This is a genomic window from Bacillus luti, assembly GCF_001884105.1.
Taxonomy (GTDB): domain Bacteria; phylum Bacillota; class Bacilli; order Bacillales; family Bacillaceae_G; genus Bacillus_A; species Bacillus_A luti.
Map to the genome: position 1 here is coordinate 12,576 of NZ_MACI01000092.1, position 20,253 is coordinate 32,828.

Sequence of the window (20,253 nt, forward strand, 5' to 3'; positions counted from 1 at the left end):
AAGAGAGTGAAGTATGAATGCTCTTGAAAGTAGTAGTTATTGCTGTCCATTAGAGCGGGAGTAAAAGCGACTTTTCGTGCTGAAATAAGAAGGAGATGTTATATATGTTGGATAAAGAGGCTTTGGTAGAATCATACCGCGGACAGTTACAAGTCGTTTTGGAAAGTAAAGTAGAAGAGTTTCGAATGTTCGGTTATGACCGAGTGACAGATAATGATATTTGGAAGTTTCTCAAGGTGAAAAAGTGGAAAAAGATAGACAGTGATGTTAGGTTATATGAATTAGTAAATGATGTCTTAAGAGTAAGTGCTAATGAATATATGACTTATTTAACTGTTGAAGCATATCAAGCGCCACTTTGGTCATTTGATGAATATGAAAATAAATAACTGACTGCAATTGGTTTGTTCTTCCTTTTGCAGTATAATGATAGGTATTGATAAAGAGGAATTAATGATGTCTAAGATTATATATAAAGGAGGTAGTGAAGCGAAAAATAAATAATAAAAGTGTAGGTATTCCGTAAGGCTTACCGACATAGCTAGTGATGGGCTAGCAAAACTATAGAAAGGAAGTCTACTAACTAGGCGTATGCACACGTATAGCAGTGAATCGTAAGAGATTTATTGAGAGTGTTAGTAGCAGAAAGAGGGTACATATGGCAAAGCGTGGTACGAGAATTGCTGCCTTTTTCCTCATCGTTTTATTAATCGGTGGAGTAATTGGTGCAGCAGGAAAAGACATAGCAAAAGGAATTAGTCTAGGACTAGACCTTCGCGGTGGTTTTGAAATTCTGTATGAAGTAAAACCAGCCAAAAAAGGTGATAAAATTGACCGAGAGGCGCTTGTAAGTACGGTAGGTGCTCTTGAAAATCGTGTCAATGTTCTCGGTGTAAGTGAGCCGAACATCCAAATTGAAGGGGAAAATCGAATTCGTGTACAGCTTGCTGGTGTACAAGATCAGCAAAAAGCACGTGAGATGTTATCAACACAAGCGAAATTAACATTCCGTGATGTAGATGACAACCTTCTTATGGACGGAACGGATTTAAAAGGCGGCGGAGCGAAGCAAACATTTGATGAGCAAGGCCGTGCGAGCGTAGGTCTTACACTAAAAAGTGCTGACAAATTCCGTGAAGTAACTGAAAAAATTTCAAAAATGCCACCACCAACGAACTTAATGGTAATTTGGCTTGATTTTGAAGAAGGAAAAGATTCGTATAAAGCAGAAGCTGCAAAACCGAATCCGAAGTTTTTATCAGCAGCAACAGTAAGTCAAGTATTTAACCAAGCTGAAGTATCTATCGTAGGTGGAAACTTCACAGTTGAAAGTGCGAAACAACTTTCATCTTTATTAAATGCAGGTGCACTTCCTGTTGATTTAAAAGAAATGTATTCAACATCTGTTGGAGCGAAATTTGGTCAACAAGCGTTAGAGCAAACGATTTTCGCTAGTGCGATTGGTATCGCTCTTATTTTCTTATTTATGCTTGTATTCTACCGTTTACCAGGACTTGTAGCGGTTATTATGTTAGGTCTATACATTTTCGTTACATTACTTGTCTTTAACTGGATGCATGCAGTTCTTACGTTGCCGGGTATTGCGGCGTTAGTGCTCGGGGTAGGTATCGCAGTTGATGCGAATATTATTACGTACGAGAGACTGAAAGAAGAACTGAAAATTGGTAAGTCAATGATGTCAGCATTCCGTGCTGGTAACCATCGTTCATTAGCGACAATTTTAGATGCAAACGTTACGACTCTTGCAGCAGCTGGTGTGTTATTCGTTTATGGTAATAGCTCTGTAAAAGGATTCGCAACAAGTTTAATCGTAAGTATTTTAGTTGGTTTCGTTACGAACGTATTCGGTACTCGTTTCTTATTAGGATTACTTGTAAAGAGCCGTTACTTCGATAAAAAGCCAGGATACTTTGGTGTGAAACAAAAAGACATTATTCCATTAACAAAAGGTGTAGTACATCCACCGACAAGATTTGATCGTATTAACTTCGTAAATATCGGTCATAAATTCCTTGTTTTCTCGATTGTAGTTGTAATTGCGGGCGCAATTATACTACCAATTTTCAAATTGAATCTTGGTATTGACTTTGCGAGTGGTACACGAATCGACTTGCAATCAAAACAAGCAGTTACTGTATCTGATGTTCATAAAGATTTTAAAGAGTTGAACATTGATGTGAAGGAAGAGAATATTGTACCCACTGGAGATGACAATAAAGGATTCGCAGTTCGTACATTAGGTGTTCTATCAAAAGATGAAATTGCGAAAACAAAAACATTCTTCCACGATAAATATGGTACAGATCCAAACGTAAGTACAGTTTCGCCGACAATCGGTAAAGAAATTGCACGAAATGCATTTATCGCAGTATTAATTGCTTCTGCGGTTATCATTTTATACGTAAGTATTCGATTCCGATTTACGTACGCATTATCTGCAGTACTTGCATTATTACATGATGCATTTGTTATGATTGTTATATTTAGTATTTTCCAATTAGAGGTAGACTTAACGTTTATCGCTGCGGTATTAACAATTATTGGTTATTCTATTAATGACTCGATTGTTACATTTGATAGAAACCGTGAATTATACAAACAGAAAAAACGCGTTCGCGACATAAAAGACCTAGAAGAAATCGTAAATATGAGTATTCGCCAAACGCTTGGTCGTTCGATTAACACCGTATTAACAGTGTTATTCCCGGTAATTGCACTGCTTATCTTCGGTAGTGAGTCACTACGTAACTTCTCGTTTGCGTTACTTGTTGGATTAGTTGTAGGTACGTATTCTTCTGTTTTCGTTGCCTCTCAAATTTGGTTATTACTTGAAAACCGTCGTTTGAAAAAGGGTAAAGGAAACAAAAAGGTTGAGAAAGAAGTATCTGAACCGCAAGTATAAAAAAGCTGATGCCTCATAATGAGGCATCTCTTTTTTCGTTTGTGGATACAATAAGGTAGCAACTTTTGAAAGGGAAAGATGGAAGGAAGTGATTAGGCTATCGTTGTTTTTATTCTAATAAAAAGATAGGTTAAGAAAAGAAGGGATTTTAATTATGGAAAAAGATGAACGTTTTAAACAGGCCGAGTTTGGTGCTATTGTCGGAATCGTTGGTAATATTATATTAGCGATTGTAAAGGCGGTAATTGGTTATATTGGGAACAGTAAAGCACTGTTAGCGGATGCTGTGCATTCCGCATCAGATGTAATTGGTTCGCTTGCTGTACTTTTTGGATTGCGAGCAGCGAAGCAGCCACCCGATGAAGATCATCCGTATGGTCATGGTAAAGCGGAATCGATTTCAGCGATTATTGTTGCGGTGTTATTATTTATTGTGGGAATTGAAATAGCGATTTCGTCTATAAAAGCTTTCTCGCAAGAACTAGAACCGCCGAAAGGAATTACGATTTTTGCTGTTATTCTTTCAATTGTAGTGAAAGAAGGGATGTTTCAATATAAATTTCGATTAGGGAAGAGAGTAAATAGTGATGCAATTATTGCAAATGCATATGAGCACCGTTCGGATGTGTTTTCTTCAATTGCAGCTTTAATCGGTATTTGTGCAGCTATTATCGGTGGAAAGCTCGGGTTAGATTGGCTTGTATATGCTGATCCGATTGCGGGATTATTTGTTTCGATTCTCGTTGCAAAGATGGCGTGGAGTATTGGAGCGGAAGCAATTCATGCAACGCTGGACCACGTTCTTCACGAAGAGGATGTTATTCCGCTTAGAAAAGCAGTTCTGCAAGTGAATGGCGTAAAAAAAATCGGTTCTTTATATGCGAGGGAACATGGTCATTATGTTATTGTTGATATTAAGGTTTCTGTAGATCCATACATTACTGTAGAGGAAGGCCATAGCATCGGAAAGCATGTGAAAGAAAAGCTTATGGAACAAGATAACGTGCAAAATGTGTTTGTACATATAAATCCGTATTCTCCAAATTAAACATTGTTAACATTTTAGTATGCAGATATTGCATCGTAGTTTGCATTATATTGTCACCCCTTAATCTGTCTTGTATAATGAACAGGTTAAGGGGTGATTTCGTGTTACAACCGAAGACGCGTTGGAAAGAAAAAGAATATAATGAAGAGCGAGTGAGTGAATTAGCAAGTAAATTGCAATTATCACCTCTTGTTATCTCTTTATTCCTCGGTAGAGGACTAGATACAGAAGATAAGATTTTAGATTTTTTAAATACAGAAAATCAAGAATTCCATGATCCATTTTTATTAGAAGGAATGGACCGAACGGTAGAACGTGTAAATAAGGCGATTCAAAATGGAGAGCAAATATTAATATTTGGTGATTATGATGCGGACGGAGTAAGTAGTACGACGGTATTATATCTTGCTCTGAAAGAATTAGGTGCAGATGTAGAATTTTACATTCCGAACCGTTTTACAGAAGGCTATGGACCGAATGAAGAAGCGTTTCGTTGGGCGCATAGTGCGGGGTTCTCATTAATTATTACTGTCGATACTGGTATTGCAGCAGTACACGAAGCGAAGGTAGCGAAGGAGCTCGGAATAGATCTTATTATTACAGATCACCATGAGCCACCGCCAGAGTTACCAGAGGCACTTGCGATTATTCATCCAAAACTAGATGGTGGTGTGTATCCATTTCACTATTTAGCGGGTGTAGGTGTTGCGTTTAAAGTTGCACATGCACTACTAGGCCGTGTGCCAGAACATTTATTAGAAATTGCAGTAATTGGTACAGTAGCCGATTTAGTATCACTTCATGGTGAAAATAGGTTGCTAGTGAAGCGCGGTTTAAAGCATATGCGCATGACGAAAAATATCGGTTTAAAGGCACTGTTTAAAGTTGCTAACGTTTCGCAAAGTGAAATTACTGAGGAAAGCATAGGCTTCTCAATTGCGCCACGTATTAATGCGGTTGGACGTTTAGAAGATGCAGCGCCGGCTGTACACCTTTTATTATCAGATGATCCAGAGGAAGCGAAAGAACTGGCTGAAGAAATTGATGAGCTGAATAAACTACGAAAAGACATTGTAAAACAAATTACAGAAGAAGCTATCGCTGAAGTTGAAAATCATTTCCCGCCAGAAGATAATAAAGTGTTAGTGCTTGCAAAAGAAGGTTGGAATCCAGGAGTAATTGGGATTGTCGCTTCTAAATTAGTTGAGCGCTTTTATCGTCCAACAATTGTATTAAGTATTGATCCTGTAAAAGAAACAGCGAAGGGCTCAGCACGTAGTATTGCAGGATTTGATTTATTTGCAAACTTGTCAGATTGTAGAGAGTTATTGCCGCACTTCGGAGGGCATCCAATGGCGGCCGGAATGACGCTTCATATGAATGATGTAGAGGAATTACGTCGCCGTTTAAATGAGCAAGCAGATGCAATTTTAACAGAAGCAGACTTCATTCCAATTACAGCCGTTGATGCTTTTTGTAAAGTGGAAGACGTAACACTTGCAGCAATTGAGGATATGCAAAAGTTGGCGCCATTTGGTGTTGGAAATCCGAAACCGCGTATTGCAGTGAAAGATGCTGAGCTAGAAAGTATTCGTGCAATTGGATCAGACGGTTCTCATTTGAAAATGGCTCTTCGTGATGGACAAGCAACACTAGACACGATTGGATTTGGATTTGGTGCGTATGCAAAAGAAATTTCTCCAGTTGCAAAGGTATCTGTAATAGGAGAGGCATCCATCAATGAATGGAATAATTTTAAAAAGCCACAATTAATGGTACAAGATATTGCTGTAGAGGCTTGGCAATTATTTGATTGGCGTAGTATGCGTAATGTAGAAGCGAATTTAGCAGAACTTCCGAAAGAGAAAATAACAATGGTGTATTTTTCAGAAGATGTATTGAATAAATTTTCTCTAGAAGACTATAAGGAGCAGCTCATGCATGCATCCGAAGTAACGCATTTAGATGATCAATATATTGTGTTACTCGATTTGCCAAAAGGAACAGATGAATTACGTGAGTTATTTAAAGTAGGATTCCCATCGCGAATCTATGCGTTATTTTATCAAGAGAATAATCATTTATTTAGTACGATCCCAACGAGGGAACACTTTAAATGGTACTATTCTTTCTTGAACCAAAAAACACCATTTTCTTTAAGACAATATGGTGAACAGCTATGTCGTCATAAAGGTTGGTCAAAAGATACAGTAAATTTCATGACACAGGTGTTTTTTGAGTTAGAATTTGTTACAATAAAAGATGGCGTCATTTTTATGGCAGACAAAAAACAAAAGCGTGATTTAATTGAATCGAACACATATCGTGAGAAAATGAACCACTTACAATTAGAAAAAGAATTGGTTTATAGCACATATCAGCAATTATATACATGGTTTGAAACGATTCGTAATCATAAAGAAGTAGAACAGTTAGGGTAAAGGTTTTGTATTTACAAACCTTTTAGATCTGAGGAGGATTCAGAAATATGGATTTCAAGCAACATATCGCAATTGTACCGGATTATCCGAAAGAAGGTATTGTGTTTAAAGACATTACACCTTTAATGAACGACGGTAAAGCATACAAAGCAGCAACAGATGCAATCGTTGAATATGCAAAAAAAAGAGATATTGACCTTGTAGTAGGACCAGAAGCACGTGGCTTTATTATCGGTTGCCCAGTTTCTTATGCATTAGAAGTAGGTTTTGCACCAGTTCGTAAATTAGGAAAATTACCACGTGAAGTAATTACAGTTGACTACGGTAAAGAATATGGTAAAGATGTTTTAACAATCCATAAAGATGCAATTAAGCCAGGTCAACGCGTATTAATTACAGATGACCTATTAGCTACAGGTGGAACAATCGAAGCGACAATCAAACTAGTTGAAGAGCTAGGCGGAGTTGTAGCAGGAATTGCATTCTTAGTAGAGCTTACTTACTTAGATGGTCGTAAAATGTTAGATGGTTACGATGTATTAGTATTAGAAAAATACTAATCACTATATAGGTAAAACTACGGTGATAAGAAGTACCCGTGAATCTCTTGGAGAGGAGCGGGTACTTTTGTATAATTGCACAAAAAAATAAGGTGAAATGTCAGTAAAATCTTTTCCTTTTCACAATTCACAATCATTAGGTTATAATGATAGAATATAATTTATTCTACTTAATAAAGATAAAGTCAATTTTCAATAAAAGGTGATTCGATGGCAAATGAGCAGGTACTAACAGCTGAACAGGTACTCGAGAAAGCAAGTCAATATTTAGCGAATGAAGATATTGAGCTAGTAGCACGTGCCTATGAATATGCACGTGATGCGCATAGTGAACAATATAGAAAATCGGGTGAACCGTACATTATTCATCCAATTCAAGTTGCTGGTATTTTAGTGGATTTACACATGGATCCAGCAACAGTGTCGGCAGGTTTCTTACATGATGTAGTGGAAGATACAGAGGTTACATTAGAAGATATTGAACGGGAATTTAATAAAGAAATTGCTATGCTTGTTGATGGTGTGACGAAGCTTGGAAAGATTAAATATAAATCTCATGAGCAGCAACAAGCAGAAAACCATCGCAAAATGTTTATCGCAATGGCTCAAGATATTCGAGTTATTTTAATTAAACTAGCTGACCGTCTTCATAACATGCGTACATTGAAACATTTGCCCCAAGAGAAGCAGCGTCGCATTGCAAATGAGACATTAGAAATCTTTGCACCTTTAGCGCATAGACTCGGAATTAATACTATTAAATGGGAACTAGAGGATACGTCACTTCGCTATTTAAATCCACAGCAATATTACCGTATTGTAAATTTAATGAAGCGTAAACGTGCAGAGCGTGAAGAATATTTAGATGAAGTAATGACTGGCATTCGCGAGAAATTAAAAGAAGTTGCAATTCAACCTGAAATTTCTGGCAGACCAAAGCATATTTACAGTATTTATCGTAAAATGGCCCTGCAAAATAAACAGTTCAATGAAATTTACGATTTATTAGCTGTACGTGTCGTTGTAAATAGCATTAAAGATTGTTATGCGGTGCTTGGAATTATTCATACGTGTTGGAAGCCAATGCCAGGTCGTTTTAAAGATTATATTGCGATGCCGAAAGCAAATCTATATCAATCTCTTCATACGACTGTAATTGGACCAAAAGGAGATCCACTTGAAGTGCAAATTCGTACGAAAGAAATGCACGAAATTGCAGAATTCGGGATCGCGGCACACTGGGCGTATAAAGAAGGAAAAGCAGCAGAAACAACAGGTACATTAGAGAAAAAACTTACATGGTTCCGTCAAATATTAGAATGGCAAAATGAAGCTTCTAATGCAGAAGAGTTTATGGAGTCATTAAAAATTGATTTATTCTCTGACATGGTATTTGTCTTTACACCGAAAGGCGATGTAATGGAATTACCACTTGGATCTGTTCCAATTGATTTTGCGTATCGTGTCCATTCGGAAATTGGAAATAAAACAATTGGTGCAAAAGTAAACGGGAAAATGGTGACACTTGATTATAAATTAAAAACGGGTGACATCATTGAAATTTTAACATCGAAACATTCGTATGGACCAAGTCAAGACTGGGTAAAACTCGCTCAAACATCTCATGCGAAAAATAAAATACGTCAATTCTTTAAGAAGCAACGTAGAGATGAAAATATTGAAAAAGGCCGTGAGCTTGTTGAAAAAGAAGTACGTGGTCTAGAGTACGAGATGAAAGAAGTATTAGCGCCTGATAATTTAAAACGTGTTGCTGAGAAGTTTAACTTTGCGAATGAAGAAGATATGTTTGCGGCAGTAGGTTATAACGGAATTACAGCCGCGCAAATTGTTACGCGACTAACGGACAAGTTCCGCAAACAACGCGAAGAAGAAGAAATCGTTGAAGTTAAAGAAGTTCGTAAACCGATGAAAATTCGAAAATGGGATTCTGGTGTAAAGGTAAGCGGTGCTGATAATTTATTAATTCGTTTATCAAAATGCTGTAACCCAGTTCCGGGTGATGATATCGTTGGGTATATTACGAAAGGCCGAGGCGTATCGATTCACCGTCGTGATTGTGTAAATGTTCATACAGAAGAAGCGGTAGAACGTTTATTAGAAGTGGAATGGGAAGGTAGTCCTGAAAAAGAAATTGAATATAACGTTGATATTGAAATTTCAGGTTACGATCGCCGTGGTTTATTAAATGAAGTACTGCAAGCTGTTACAGAGACGAAAACGTATATTTCAGCTGTTTCTGGTAGAAGTGATCGTAATAAGATGGCGACAATTAATATGTCAATCTCTATTCGTAACTTACAACACTTGAAAAAAGTAGTGGAGCGCATTAAGCGTGTTCCAGAAATTTATGCAGTACGACGCATGATGCATTAATAGGGAGTGTAGAAAAAATGAGAGTTGTTTTACAACGATCAAAGGAAGCGTCTGTCACAGTAGATGGTGAGATTGTAGGACAAATTCCATTCGGTTTAACATTACTAGTCGGCATTACGCATGAAGATACAGAGAAAGATGCAACTTATATTGCAGAAAAAATTGCGAACTTACGTATTTTTGAAGACGAGAGCGGAAAGATGAACCATTCAGTACTTGATGTAGAAGGACAAGTTCTATCTATTTCGCAATTCACATTATACGGAGATTGTCGTAAAGGAAGACGTCCAAACTTTATGGATGCTGCGAAACCTGATTATGCAGAGCGTTTATACGATTTCTTTAATGAAGAGGTTCGTAAACAAGGTCTGCATGTCGAAACAGGGAAGTTCGGAGCGATGATGGACGTTTCTTTAATCAATGATGGTCCGGTGACCTTAATTGTGGAAAGTAAATAATGTTGCTGAAGAAGAGAGGATGATAGGATCCTCTCTTTTTTATACATTTTGGTATGTTTTGTTCATTTATCATAAGATTAATTGGTTATTGTTATCGTTGTTAACTGTATTCTTATGTTTGTTTGGAATCAATAGCTGATTTAATTATGTATAACTCTCTAATCAATATGGAACAATAAAAAGTAAAACATCCATATTGAATGTGAGGGATATACGTATGCGTATGAATGAAAAAGGGCATTCTGTTACAAATGGTGCAAATCAACTGTTTAACGTAAATTTACATGATTTCATTTCGAAAGAACAAAACAATACTTCAATGGAGCTTGCTTCTGAGTTTGGTATTTCGCTACAAGATGTAAAGCGTCTAAAGAAACAAATTGAGCGCTCTTAGAGCACTTGACAATCCTACTCAACAAACGTATAGTAATTTTATATTTACATATGAATATAACCGTTGATGGAGAAGAGTAAATGAGACACACATGGAAAGAGAAGAAATGTCTTAGGCTGAAAACATTTCTACATGATGACTGATTGAATGACACTCTAGAGGTTTCAACTTGAACGGCAAATATGCTTAGTAGAGATGAACGCATATTTAAGCGTTATTAAAAAAGTGGAAGCATACGTGCTTCAATTAGGGTGGCACCACGGGTATAATACTCTCGTCCCTACTGTTTAAACAGTAGAGGCGGGAGTTTTTTTATTTTTATTAAGATTAAAACAATTTGAGGAGGAACTGAATATGTCTATTCAAATCCCACGCGGAACGCAAGATATTCTTCCAGGTACTGTTGAGTTATGGCAGTATATCGAAGGGCAAGCACGCGAAATTTGCCGTCGTTACAACTATAAAGAAATTCGTACACCAATTTTTGAACACACTGAGCTATTTTTACGCGGTGTTGGTGATACGACAGATATCGTACAAAAAGAAATGTACTCATTCCAAGATCGTGGAGAGCGTAGTTTAACATTACGTCCAGAAGGTACTGCACCTGTTGTACGTTCTTACGTTGAAAATAAAATGTTCGGTGATGCAACACAACCAACGAAATTATACTATATCGGTCAAATGTTCCGTTATGAAAGACCGCAAGCAGGTCGCTATCGTCAATTCGTACAATTCGGTATTGAAGCAATCGGTAGTAACGATCCTGCAATTGATGCAGAAGTAATTGCGCTTGCTGTAGAGTTTTACCGCGGTATGGGCTTAAAGAATATTAAAGTTGTATTAAACAGCTTAGGTGATGCAGCGAGCCGTCAAGCGCATCGCGATGCACTAATCGCTCATTTCGAGCCACGCATTGGCGAGTTCTGCTCTGATTGCCAATCTCGATTAGAAAAGAACCCACTTCGCATTTTAGACTGTAAGAAGGACCGTAACCATGAATTAATGGGTACAGCACCATCTATTACAGAATACTTAAACGAAGATTCAGCAGTATACTACGACAAAGTTCAAGAACTATTAACGATGATGGATGTTCCATTTGAAAAAGATCCAAACTTAGTACGTGGTTTAGACTACTATCAACACACTGTATTTGAAATTATGAGTGAGGCAGAAGGTTTCGGTGCTATCACTACATTAAGCGGTGGTGGTCGTTATAACGGACTTGTACAAGAAATCGGTGGACCAGAAATGCCAGGTATCGGTTTTGCGATGAGTATTGAACGTCTAATTATGGCGCTAAAAGCTGAAAACATTGAGTTGCCAATTGAACATAGTATAGATTGTTACGTTGTAGCTCTTGGTGAAAAAGCGAAAGACCATGCTGCAAAAGTTGCGTTCGATCTTCGTAAAGCTGGCTTATCAGTTGAAAAAGATTATTTAGATCGCAAAATGAAAGCACAATTTAAATCAGCAGATCGTTTAAATGCGAAATTTGTAGCTGTATTAGGGGAAGATGAGCTAGATAAAGGTGTCATTAACTTAAAAGATATGGCAACAGGCGGACAAGAAGAAGTCGCATTAGATGTATTTGCTTCATACGTAGCAGAGAAATTAATATAGGGGGAACTTACAGTGGCTGAAAGAACACATGCATGTGGAAAAGTAACAGTAGAAGCAGTTGGACAAACAGTTCAATTAAAAGGTTGGGTACAAAAACGCCGTGACTTAGGTGGATTAATCTTTATCGACTTACGTGACCGTACAGGTATCGTACAAGTTGTATTTAACCCAGAAACATCAAAAGAAGCACTAGAAGTAGCAGAGACAATTCGTAGCGAATACGTATTACACGTAGAAGGTACAGTTGTTGAGCGTGGAGAAGGTGCAATTAATGACAATATGGCAACTGGCCGTATTGAAGTACAAGCAACGAAAGTAAATGTATTAAACGCAGCGAAAACAACACCAATCATTATCTCTGATGATACAGATGCATCAGAAGATGTGCGTTTAAAATATCGTTACTTAGACTTACGTCGTCCTGTAATGTTCAACACATTCAAAATGCGTCACGACGTAACAAAAACAATTCGTAACTTCTTAGATACAGAAGATTTCTTAGAAGTGGAAACACCAATTTTAACGAAGAGCACGCCAGAAGGAGCTCGTGACTATTTAGTACCAAGTCGTGTGCATGATGGTGAATTCTATGCATTACCACAGTCTCCGCAGCTATTTAAACAGCTTCTTATGGTCGGCGGATTTGAGCGTTACTATCAAGTAGCACGTTGTTTCCGTGACGAAGATTTACGCGCGGATCGTCAACCAGAATTCACGCAAATCGATATCGAGGCATCATTCTTAACGCAAGATGAAATTTTAGAAATGATGGAGCGCATGATGACGAAAGTTATGAAGGATGCGAAGGGTGTAGAAGTTAGTGCACCATTCCCTCGTATGAAATATGCTGATGCAATGGCTCGCTACGGTTCTGATAAGCCAGATACACGCTTTGAAATGGAACTAACAGACCTGTCTGAATTCGCAGCAGGTTGTGGTTTTAAAGTATTTACAAGTGCTGTAGAAAGCGGCGGACAAGTAAAAGCAATTAATGCAAAAGGTGCTGCGAGCAAATACTCTCGTAAAGATATCGATGCATTAACTGAATTCGTAAAAGTATACGGTGCAAAAGGTCTAGCTTGGCTTAAAGTAGAAGAAGACGGCCTAAAAGGACCGATTGCGAAATTCTTCGGTGAAGAAGATGCAAACGTGTTAATGACTACATTAGAAGCTACTGCTGGCGACTTATTACTATTCGTAGCAGATAAGAAGAGCGTTGTTGCAGATAGCTTAGGCGCACTTCGTTTACGTCTAGGTAAAGAACTTGAGTTAATTGATGAAAGTAAATTTAACTTCCTATGGGTAACGGATTGGCCACTTCTTGAGTACGATGAAGATGCAGATCGTTACTTCGCAGCTCACCATCCATTCACAATGCCATTCCGTGAAGATGTTGAACTATTAGAAACAGCACCAGAAAAAGCGCGCGCGCAAGCATATGACCTTGTATTAAACGGTTATGAGCTTGGTGGTGGATCACTTCGTATTTACGAGCGTGACGTACAAGAAAAAATGTTTAAAGCACTTGGATTCTCACAAGAAGAGGCGCAAGAGCAATTCGGATTCTTATTAGAAGCATTCGAATACGGTACACCACCACACGGCGGAATCGCATTAGGTTTAGACCGTCTTGTTATGTTACTTGCAGGCCGTACGAACCTTCGTGATACAATTGCATTCCCGAAAACAGCAAGTGCAAGCTGTCTATTAACAGAAGCTCCAAGCCCAGTTGCAGAAGCACAACTTGAAGAGTTGAACTTGAAATTGAGCTTGAAAGAAGAGAAGTAAGAGAAGTAAGAATAGGGTCTAGATGGTTATACTAATACCATCTAGACTTTTTTTGAGAGGTTGTTTAAAAAGTCCGGTTCAGCTGGCCGTCGCATCTCATCGTTGCTTCGCCAGTCCGGTGCTCATGTAGTACGCCTACACTGCGCTCCTCCTGACTTCAGCGCCTCGATCTGCTCGGCCATCTGAATCCTCCTTTTTAAACGTGTATTGGAAGGAAGTTTAAAAGGTTATTTAAGAAGTAAAAAAATCCGGTTTACACTATGTTTTCATTATCGAAATATGTATTTTTAGGAATTCTATAACTTTTTCTATACAAATAGTCGGAAAAAGGCTAGAATACATGGTAGACCATTTTTGTAATAGGAGTGTAGAGCTGAATGTTACATCAATTTTCACGTAATGAATTAGCCTTCGGTAAAGAAGGACTTGAAATATTAAAAAATAGTACAGTTGGTATTTTAGGAATTGGCGGCGTAGGGTCATTTTCGGCTGAAGCGTTAGCGCGTTCTGGCGTAGGACGTCTCGTATTAGTTGATAAAGACGTTGTAGATATTACAAACGTAAACCGTCAAATTCATGCTTTAGTATCTACTGTAGGACGTTCAAAAGTAGAATTAATGAAAGAGCGTATTGCAGATATTAATCCAGAGTGTGAAGTAATTGGACTAGAAATGTTTTATACGGATGAAACATATGAAGAGTTCTTTAAACACGGTTTAGATTTCGTAGTGGATGCATCTGATACGATTACGTTCAAAATTCATTTAATTAAACAGTGCTTGCGTCGTAAAATCAAAATTATCTCATGTATGGGTGCAGCAAATAAAATGGACCCAACTCGTTTCCGTATTGCGGACATCTCTAAAACACATACAGATCCAATTGCGAAAGTAATTCGTACGAAGCTTCGTAAAGAGGGTATTAAAAAAGGTGTAAAAGTTGTCTTCTCTGACGAAAACCCAATCGTAATTCGTGAAGAGGTACGTAAAGAAATCGTACCAGACGAAAATGCAAAAATTCGTAAAGCAAAATTACCACCTTCTTCAAATGCATTCGTACCATCTGTGGCAGGCCTAATTATGGCAAGTCACGTTGTACGTGAGCGTATTAAAAACGTAGAAGTGAAACGTGTAGGGCAAGAATAAAAAGAAAGCATATATCCGTCTAGGATATATGCTTTTTCTATTATGTTTTAAAGAATTGCTGAGATTTGCAATACTAATAATTCAAATGTAAGTAATCCTAATAAAGAATAATCGTATTTATCCGGCTTATAGGCGGAAGTCTTTTTTAAACTGTGAATGGTGAAAAGACCTAAAGTCAGGACGAGAACACTGAGTGTTATTTTGAAGACTATTAATGAAATAGCAATCAGCTCCTTTCAATCGTATATGTTTATAGTAACATGTAATTGAAGTTTATCCAATTAATTCCAATTGCTACCTTATACGACAGGTCGGCTTTTTTGTGAATATTTGTCGGTAAATCGATATTCCTTGTCGAATCGCCGATATAATTGCCTTTACCAATACGCTGTCCACAGAGGAAACAAAAAAGGATGTCACTTAGCCGGAAAATTGGGCTAGGTGACATCCTTTTTAATTCTCTGCAGAATATATAATATCTAAATTTCCATTTTGATCTGTTTTGAAAATTGGAGCAATCTGTTCTTCTTGTTCTTCAACTGAAACGAGTTTTCGAGCGCGGTCCATAATTCTAACAAGCATGGCGTAATCTTCTTCGATCGCTTGTTGTTTTTTTGTGAGTACAGCTAATTTTGTTTCAAGTTCATGATTCGTTTTTTTCAAGGAAGTGAGCTGATCTTGTAATACGTCATTTTCAGTTTGTAATTTCGCAAGTGAAGGGTTATTGTGCTCCAAATTTTTCAGAAATGCGATGACATTTTGCATTGTAAGTTCTTGTTTACTTGGCGTAATATCTTCTGAAAACTCAGCATCGATTACGAGTTGAGGAGTTTTTGTAAATTGCTCTTTTTCTATTTTAGCTTCAGAACGTTTTAACTCTTTACGCTGTTTTTTTGCAAGTTGTACTGCATCTTCGTAATTTTGTCTTACTTCAGCGTTCCATCTAAAACCACAAGCTGCGGAAGTACGGTTTAAAGCATCGCCAACTTCATCAAACGCTTTTATTTGTGTACTTCCGCTGCGAATATGTCGCAAAACAGTTTCTGCTAAAAGGAGATCGTCTTCTTTTGTCCATGCATCTTGACGTGTTTTCATAAGCGAAGCCTCCGTAATGGTGACGTTTTCGTTTATGTTACCCTTTATTTTTTGTTTTATTCGAACTTTGTAATCTTTCATACACAGTAGAAAGTGCTTGTTCAAATTTCCCTGTCGTTTTCGGTTTATAATATTGCTTGTTTTTAATTTTGTCAGGTAAGTATTGTTGTTGTACCCAGCCGTTTGGCTGATCATGTGGGTATAAGTATCCAATGCCTCTTCCAAGTGATTCGGCGCCTTTATAATGACTATCTTTTAAATGACTAGGAATATCACCTGTTTGTCCATTACGTAAATCGTGTAATGCGGCATCAAGTGCTTTATAAGCTGAATTTGATTTTGGTGATAAGCAAAGCTCGATAACGGCATTCGCAAGTGGTATGCGCGCCTCTGGGAACCCAACTCGTTCAGCTGATTCAATTGCTGCTAGTGTACGTGGTCCAGCCTGCGGGCTAGCGAGTCCAACATCTTCATATGCCATAATGAGTAGACGCCTACCGATACTTTGTAAGTCACCAGCTTCAATAAGACGTGCTAAATAATGGAGTGCTGCATTCACGTCACTTCCGCGTACTGATTTTTGAAATGCTGATAATACGTCATAATGAGCATCTCCACCTTTATCGTGAACGAAGCTCTTTTTTTGCAAGCATTCTTCTGCGATTTCTAGCGTAATCTCCGCAGCTTTGTCATCAGTTGTAAAGCTAGATAAAACAGCTAGTTCAAGTGCATTATAAGCGGAACGCATATCTCCGCCTGATGCATTTGCAAAGTGATGTAATGCTTCAGGCGTAACTGTTACATTATATTCTCCAAGACCTTTTTCTTTATCTTCAAGTGCTCGTTTTAAGCCAATTAAAAGATCATCTTCTGTTAATGCGTGTAATTCGAAGATTTGACAACGACTTCGAATAGCAGAATTAATAGCATGGAACGGATTACTCGTCGTTGCACCAATTAAAGTAAGAAGCCCACTTTCTAAATGAGGTAATAGAAAGTCCTGCTTTGCTTTATCTAGACGGTGCACTTCATCTAAAATTAAAACGAGATGTCGATGCATTTTTGCTTCTTGTACGACAACTTCCATATCTTTTTTATTATGGGTAACAGCGTTTAATAGACGAAACGGGGTACCAGTACTTCCTGCGATTGCGCTAGCGATTGATGTTTTTCCTGTACCTGGAGGCCCATATAAAATCATAGATTGAAAATGATTTGCTTGGACCATTCGCCATAAAATCTTACCTTCACCAACTAAATGCTGTTGCCCAATAATTTCTTGAATATTTGTAGGGCGCATTCGATGTGCGAGTGGTTGTTTCATATTGACCTTCTCCCTTAATGTATAATCTCACTCTATCGTATCATTTTTTGTAATGGAATTTGAAATAAGATGCTGTTTGTGGGGAAAATGAGTATAAATATTTTCATTTTTCTTTCAATTGTAATAATTTCCGAGTTTTTCAATGTGATTTTATGTTATCATTTTGATACACAAGTTGAAATTTCTTATAATACTATATTATGCTATAATTTCATAGGATTTTAAATTGTGTTCTTATATAAATAAGATATAACTAATAGAAGTGAAAATTTGAAAAGAGGTGCAAAATAGATGAAGATTTCAACGAAAGGCCGCTACGGCTTAACAATTATGATTGATCTTGCAAAAAAGTTTGGTGAAGGTCCGATTTCATTAAAATCAATTGCGCAGGCGCACGACTTATCGGAACATTACTTAGAGCAATTAATTTCACCGCTTCGTAACGCTCGTCTTGTAAAGAGTACGCGTGGTGCATATGGCGGATACGTGTTATCTGATCAGCCAGCTAACATTACAGCTGGAGATGTAATCCGTGTATTAGAGGGTCCGATTAGTGTTGTAGAAATGATTGAAGAAGAAGAACCAGCACAACGCCAATTATGGATGCGTGTTCGTGATGCGGTGCAAGAAGTGTTAGATAGTACAACGTTAGAAGATTTAGTACGTTATGAGGAAGAAAATCACGGGGGCTATATGTTTTACATTTAATTCCTTGTGAAACGATTTGGAAAGAAGGAGATTTAATGGAACGCATTTACTTAGATCATGCTGCGACATCTCCGACTCACCCAGAAGTGGTCGAAAAGATGATTCCATATATGACAGAAACATTCGGAAACCCGTCTAGTATTCACTTTTATGGACGTCAAACGCGCCATGCAGTAGATGAGGCGAGACGCGTGTGTGCACGGAGCATTCACGCAAATCCGAATGAAATTATATTTACGAGCGGTGGTACAGAAGCTGATAATTTAGCACTTATCGGTGTAGCGCGTGCGAACCGTCATAAAGGTAACCATATTATAACGACGCAAATTGAACATCATGCAATTTTGCATACATGTGAATTGTTAGAGCGTGAAGGGTTTGAAGTGACATATTTACCTGTTGATGAAACAGGACGCGTTCAAGTTTCTGACATACAAAAGGCATTAACAGAAGAGACAATTCTTGTATCTGTTATGTTTGGGAATAATGAAGTTGGGACGATGCAACCAATTGCGGAAATAGGTAAGCTGCTAAAAGAGCATCAAGCTTATTTCCATACAGATGCGGTACAAGCTTACGGTTTAGTAGAAATTAATGTGAAAGAGTTTGGTATTGATTTACTATCAATTTCAGCTCATAAAATTAACGGACCAAAAGGTGTAGGGTTCTTATACGCTGGTGCAAATGTGAAATTTGAACCGTTATTAATAGGCGGGGAGCAAGAAAGAAAACGCCGTGCTGGTACGGAAAATGTACCTAGTATTGTTGGGCTTCAGCATGCAATTTTTATAGCTGAAAAAACTCGTGAGCAAAAAAATGCCCAATATGAAGAGTTTAAAGATATAATGGTATCTGTCTTCAAAAATGAAGACATTACTTTCGAGGTAAACGGAAACTTGGAATATCGATTACCACATGTGTTGAATATAAGTTTTACAGGGATGAATATTGAACCGTTTCTTGTAAACTTAGACTTAGCTGGCATTGCAGTATCAAGCGGTTCGGCTTGTACAGCCGGTTCGATTGATCCATCACATGTATTAGTGGCGATGTTCGGGAAAGATTCCGATCAAATACGTTCATCCGTACGCTTTAGTTTCGGACTTGGAAATACGAAAGAGCAAATTGAGAAAGCGGCGTACGAAACAGTGAAAATCGTGAAGCGATTAACACAAAATTAGTATGGGAGGTGACATGATGAACAAACTACCTCACGAAACACGCGTTGTCATCGGGATGTCCGGTGGCGTCGATTCATCTGTAGCAGCTCTTTTATTAAAAGAGCAAGGTTATGATGTAATCGGAATTTTTATGAAAAACTGGGATGATACAGATGAGAATGGTGTCTGCACAGCAACAGAAGATTACAATGATGTAATTGAAGTGTGTAACCAAATCGGTATTCCGTATTATGCAGTAAACTTTGAAAAACAATACTGGGATAAAGTATTTACGTACTTCTTGGACGAGTACCGAGCTGGTCGTACACCAAACCCAGATGTAATGTGTAACAAAGAAATTAAATTCAAAGCCTTTTTAGAGCATGCAATTGCGCTTGGTGCGGATTATGTAGCGACAGGCCATTATGCACGTGTTGCTTATATGGACGGCGAATATAAAATGCTTCGCGGCGTTGATGACAATAAAGACCAAACGTACTTCTTAAATCAATTAAGCCAAGAGCAATTATCAAAAACAATGTTCCCATTAGGCGAATTAAAGAAACCGCAAATTCGTGAAATGGCGAAAGAAGCTGGTTTAGCGACGGCGGCGAAGAAAGATAGTACTGGTATTTGCTTCATTGGTGAGCGTAACTTTAAAGATTTCTTAAGTAACTATTTACCAGCACAACCAGGTGTGATGCAAACATTATCTGGCGAAGTGAAAGGGAAGCATGACGGTTTAATGTACTATACAATTGGCCAACGTCATGGCCTTGGTATTGGTGGTAACGGTGATCCGTGGTTTGCTGTTGGGAAAAATTTGAAAGAAAACATTTTATATGTTGATCAAGGATTCCATAACGAACTTCTATATGGCGATGAAGTTATTGCTACGAATGTAGGATGGGTAAGTAACAAAGTAAAAGAAGCAGAATTTAAATGCACAGCGAAATTCCGTTATCGTCAAGAAGACAACAAAGTAACGGTTCAAATCGTTGATGAAAATACAGTTCGTATTCTTTGTGACGAGCCAATTCGTGCAATTACACCAGGACAAGCAGTTGTTTTCTATGATGGGGATGAGTGCTTAGGCGGTGCTACAATCGATGAAGTATACCGTAGTGGTAATAAATTAGATTATTTAGGATAAACGAGAAGCCTCTGCCGATTAGCGGTTAGAGGTTTC

At 37.9% G+C, this 20,253-nt stretch carries 16 protein-coding genes and 1 other annotated feature; of the genes, 14 read left to right on the plus strand and 2 right to left on the minus strand.

Features of this window, described 5'->3' with window-relative positions:
• Nucleotides 1-104 precede the first annotated feature (104 nt).
• From BAQ48_RS22520 to BAQ48_RS22570, 11 genes are all read left to right on the plus strand, one after another.
• Nucleotides 105-389, plus strand: a complete 285-nt coding sequence (locus BAQ48_RS22520; RefSeq protein WP_000884550.1) for a post-transcriptional regulator — start codon at nucleotides 105-107, stop codon at nucleotides 387-389.
• Between the two features lie 269 nt (nucleotides 390-658).
• A complete protein-coding gene (gene secDF, locus BAQ48_RS22525) occupies nucleotides 659-2,923 on the plus strand; it encodes a protein translocase subunit SecDF (protein WP_071712913.1) in 2,265 nt (754 codons plus the stop codon).
• A 154-nt stretch (nucleotides 2,924-3,077) separates the two neighbouring features.
• The gene (locus tag BAQ48_RS22530; protein ID WP_071712914.1) at nucleotides 3,078-3,971 is read left to right on the plus strand and encodes a cation diffusion facilitator family transporter; all 894 of its coding nucleotides are present in this window, start codon (nucleotides 3,078-3,080) and stop codon (nucleotides 3,969-3,971) included.
• A 101-nt stretch (nucleotides 3,972-4,072) separates the two neighbouring features.
• Nucleotides 4,073-6,412 (plus strand): single-stranded-DNA-specific exonuclease RecJ, encoded by a 2,340-nt coding sequence (gene recJ, locus BAQ48_RS22535; protein ID WP_071712915.1) that lies wholly within the window; start codon nucleotides 4,073-4,075, stop codon nucleotides 6,410-6,412.
• A gap of 47 nt (nucleotides 6,413-6,459) precedes the next feature.
• Nucleotides 6,460-6,972, plus strand: a complete 513-nt coding sequence (locus BAQ48_RS22540) for an adenine phosphoribosyltransferase (protein ID WP_000346220.1) — start codon at nucleotides 6,460-6,462, stop codon at nucleotides 6,970-6,972.
• Between the two features lie 210 nt (nucleotides 6,973-7,182).
• The gene (gene relA, locus BAQ48_RS22545) at nucleotides 7,183-9,366 is read left to right on the plus strand and encodes a GTP diphosphokinase (RefSeq protein WP_001262804.1); all 2,184 of its coding nucleotides are present in this window, start codon (nucleotides 7,183-7,185) and stop codon (nucleotides 9,364-9,366) included.
• 17 nt (nucleotides 9,367-9,383) lie between these two features.
• Nucleotides 9,384-9,824: a D-tyrosyl-tRNA(Tyr) deacylase gene (locus BAQ48_RS22550; RefSeq protein ID WP_001266956.1), complete on the plus strand. Its 441-nt coding sequence runs from the start codon at nucleotides 9,384-9,386 to the stop codon at nucleotides 9,822-9,824.
• A 217-nt stretch (nucleotides 9,825-10,041) separates the two neighbouring features.
• Complete coding sequence (locus BAQ48_RS28045) at nucleotides 10,042-10,218, plus strand: hypothetical protein (protein ID WP_002015300.1); 177 nt, start codon at nucleotides 10,042-10,044, stop codon at nucleotides 10,216-10,218.
• Between the two features lie 54 nt (nucleotides 10,219-10,272).
• Nucleotides 10,273-10,503, plus strand: a binding site (T-box leader).
• A gap of 69 nt (nucleotides 10,504-10,572) precedes the next feature.
• Complete coding sequence (gene hisS, locus BAQ48_RS22560; RefSeq protein ID WP_071712916.1) at nucleotides 10,573-11,844, plus strand: histidine--tRNA ligase; 1,272 nt, start codon at nucleotides 10,573-10,575, stop codon at nucleotides 11,842-11,844.
• A 12-nt stretch (nucleotides 11,845-11,856) separates the two neighbouring features.
• Complete coding sequence (gene aspS / locus BAQ48_RS22565) at nucleotides 11,857-13,632, plus strand: aspartate--tRNA ligase (RefSeq protein WP_071712917.1); 1,776 nt, start codon at nucleotides 11,857-11,859, stop codon at nucleotides 13,630-13,632.
• A gap of 377 nt (nucleotides 13,633-14,009) precedes the next feature.
• Nucleotides 14,010-14,777 (plus strand): tRNA threonylcarbamoyladenosine dehydratase, encoded by a 768-nt coding sequence (locus tag BAQ48_RS22570; protein ID WP_000903182.1) that lies wholly within the window; start codon nucleotides 14,010-14,012, stop codon nucleotides 14,775-14,777.
• A 453-nt stretch (nucleotides 14,778-15,230) separates the two neighbouring features.
• On the opposite strand, the gene BAQ48_RS22580 is transcribed toward BAQ48_RS22570, so the two are convergent.
• Complete coding sequence (locus BAQ48_RS22580; RefSeq protein ID WP_071712918.1) at nucleotides 15,231-15,872, minus strand: RsfA family transcriptional regulator; 642 nt, start codon at nucleotides 15,870-15,872, stop codon at nucleotides 15,231-15,233.
• A 37-nt stretch (nucleotides 15,873-15,909) separates the two neighbouring features.
• Nucleotides 15,910-17,196, minus strand: a complete 1,287-nt coding sequence (locus BAQ48_RS22585; RefSeq protein WP_071712919.1) for a replication-associated recombination protein A — start codon at nucleotides 17,194-17,196, stop codon at nucleotides 15,910-15,912.
• 291 nt (nucleotides 17,197-17,487) lie between these two features.
• Here BAQ48_RS22585 and cymR point away from each other — a divergent pair, with 291 nt between their 5' ends.
• The 3 genes from cymR to mnmA are packed head-to-tail and all read left to right on the plus strand — an operon-like array spanning nucleotide 17,488 to nucleotide 20,217.
• Nucleotides 17,488-17,904 (plus strand): cysteine metabolism transcriptional regulator CymR, encoded by a 417-nt coding sequence (cymR, locus tag BAQ48_RS22590; protein ID WP_000704116.1) that lies wholly within the window; start codon nucleotides 17,488-17,490, stop codon nucleotides 17,902-17,904.
• Nucleotides 17,905-17,939: 35 nt separating this feature from the next.
• The gene (locus BAQ48_RS22595; protein ID WP_071712920.1) at nucleotides 17,940-19,085 is read left to right on the plus strand and encodes a cysteine desulfurase family protein; all 1,146 of its coding nucleotides are present in this window, start codon (nucleotides 17,940-17,942) and stop codon (nucleotides 19,083-19,085) included.
• A gap of 16 nt (nucleotides 19,086-19,101) precedes the next feature.
• Nucleotides 19,102-20,217 carry a tRNA 2-thiouridine(34) synthase MnmA gene (mnmA, locus tag BAQ48_RS22600; protein ID WP_071712921.1) on the plus strand — a complete coding sequence of 372 codons (1,116 nt, stop codon included), beginning with the start codon at nucleotides 19,102-19,104 and terminating at the stop codon, nucleotides 20,215-20,217.
• Nucleotides 20,218-20,253 lie beyond the last annotated feature (36 nt).

Bases quoted from the DNA above. Each gene is read 5' to 3' on its own strand.
- BAQ48_RS22520 (WP_000884550.1), top strand. From the start codon at position 105: ATGTTGGATAAAGAGGCTTTGGTAGAATCATACCGCGGACAGTTACAA.
- secDF (WP_071712913.1), top strand. From the start codon at position 659: ATGGCAAAGCGTGGTACGAGAATTGCTGCCTTTTTCCTCATCGTTTTA.
- BAQ48_RS22530 (WP_071712914.1), top strand. From the start codon at position 3,078: ATGGAAAAAGATGAACGTTTTAAACAGGCCGAGTTTGGTGCTATTGTC.
- BAQ48_RS22540 (WP_000346220.1), top strand. From the start codon at position 6,460: ATGGATTTCAAGCAACATATCGCAATTGTACCGGATTATCCGAAAGAA.
- relA (WP_001262804.1), top strand. From the start codon at position 7,183: ATGGCAAATGAGCAGGTACTAACAGCTGAACAGGTACTCGAGAAAGCA.
- BAQ48_RS22550 (WP_001266956.1), top strand. From the start codon at position 9,384: ATGAGAGTTGTTTTACAACGATCAAAGGAAGCGTCTGTCACAGTAGAT.
- BAQ48_RS28045 (WP_002015300.1), top strand. From the start codon at position 10,042: ATGCGTATGAATGAAAAAGGGCATTCTGTTACAAATGGTGCAAATCAA.
- hisS (WP_071712916.1), top strand. From the start codon at position 10,573: ATGTCTATTCAAATCCCACGCGGAACGCAAGATATTCTTCCAGGTACT.
- BAQ48_RS22570 (WP_000903182.1), top strand. From the start codon at position 14,010: ATGTTACATCAATTTTCACGTAATGAATTAGCCTTCGGTAAAGAAGGA.
- BAQ48_RS22580 (WP_071712918.1), bottom strand. From the start codon at position 15,872: ATGAAAACACGTCAAGATGCATGGACAAAAGAAGACGATCTCCTTTTA.
- BAQ48_RS22585 (WP_071712919.1), bottom strand. From the start codon at position 17,196: ATGAAACAACCACTCGCACATCGAATGCGCCCTACAAATATTCAAGAA.
- cymR (WP_000704116.1), top strand. From the start codon at position 17,488: ATGAAGATTTCAACGAAAGGCCGCTACGGCTTAACAATTATGATTGAT.
- BAQ48_RS22595 (WP_071712920.1), top strand. From the start codon at position 17,940: ATGGAACGCATTTACTTAGATCATGCTGCGACATCTCCGACTCACCCA.
- mnmA (WP_071712921.1), top strand. From the start codon at position 19,102: ATGAACAAACTACCTCACGAAACACGCGTTGTCATCGGGATGTCCGGT.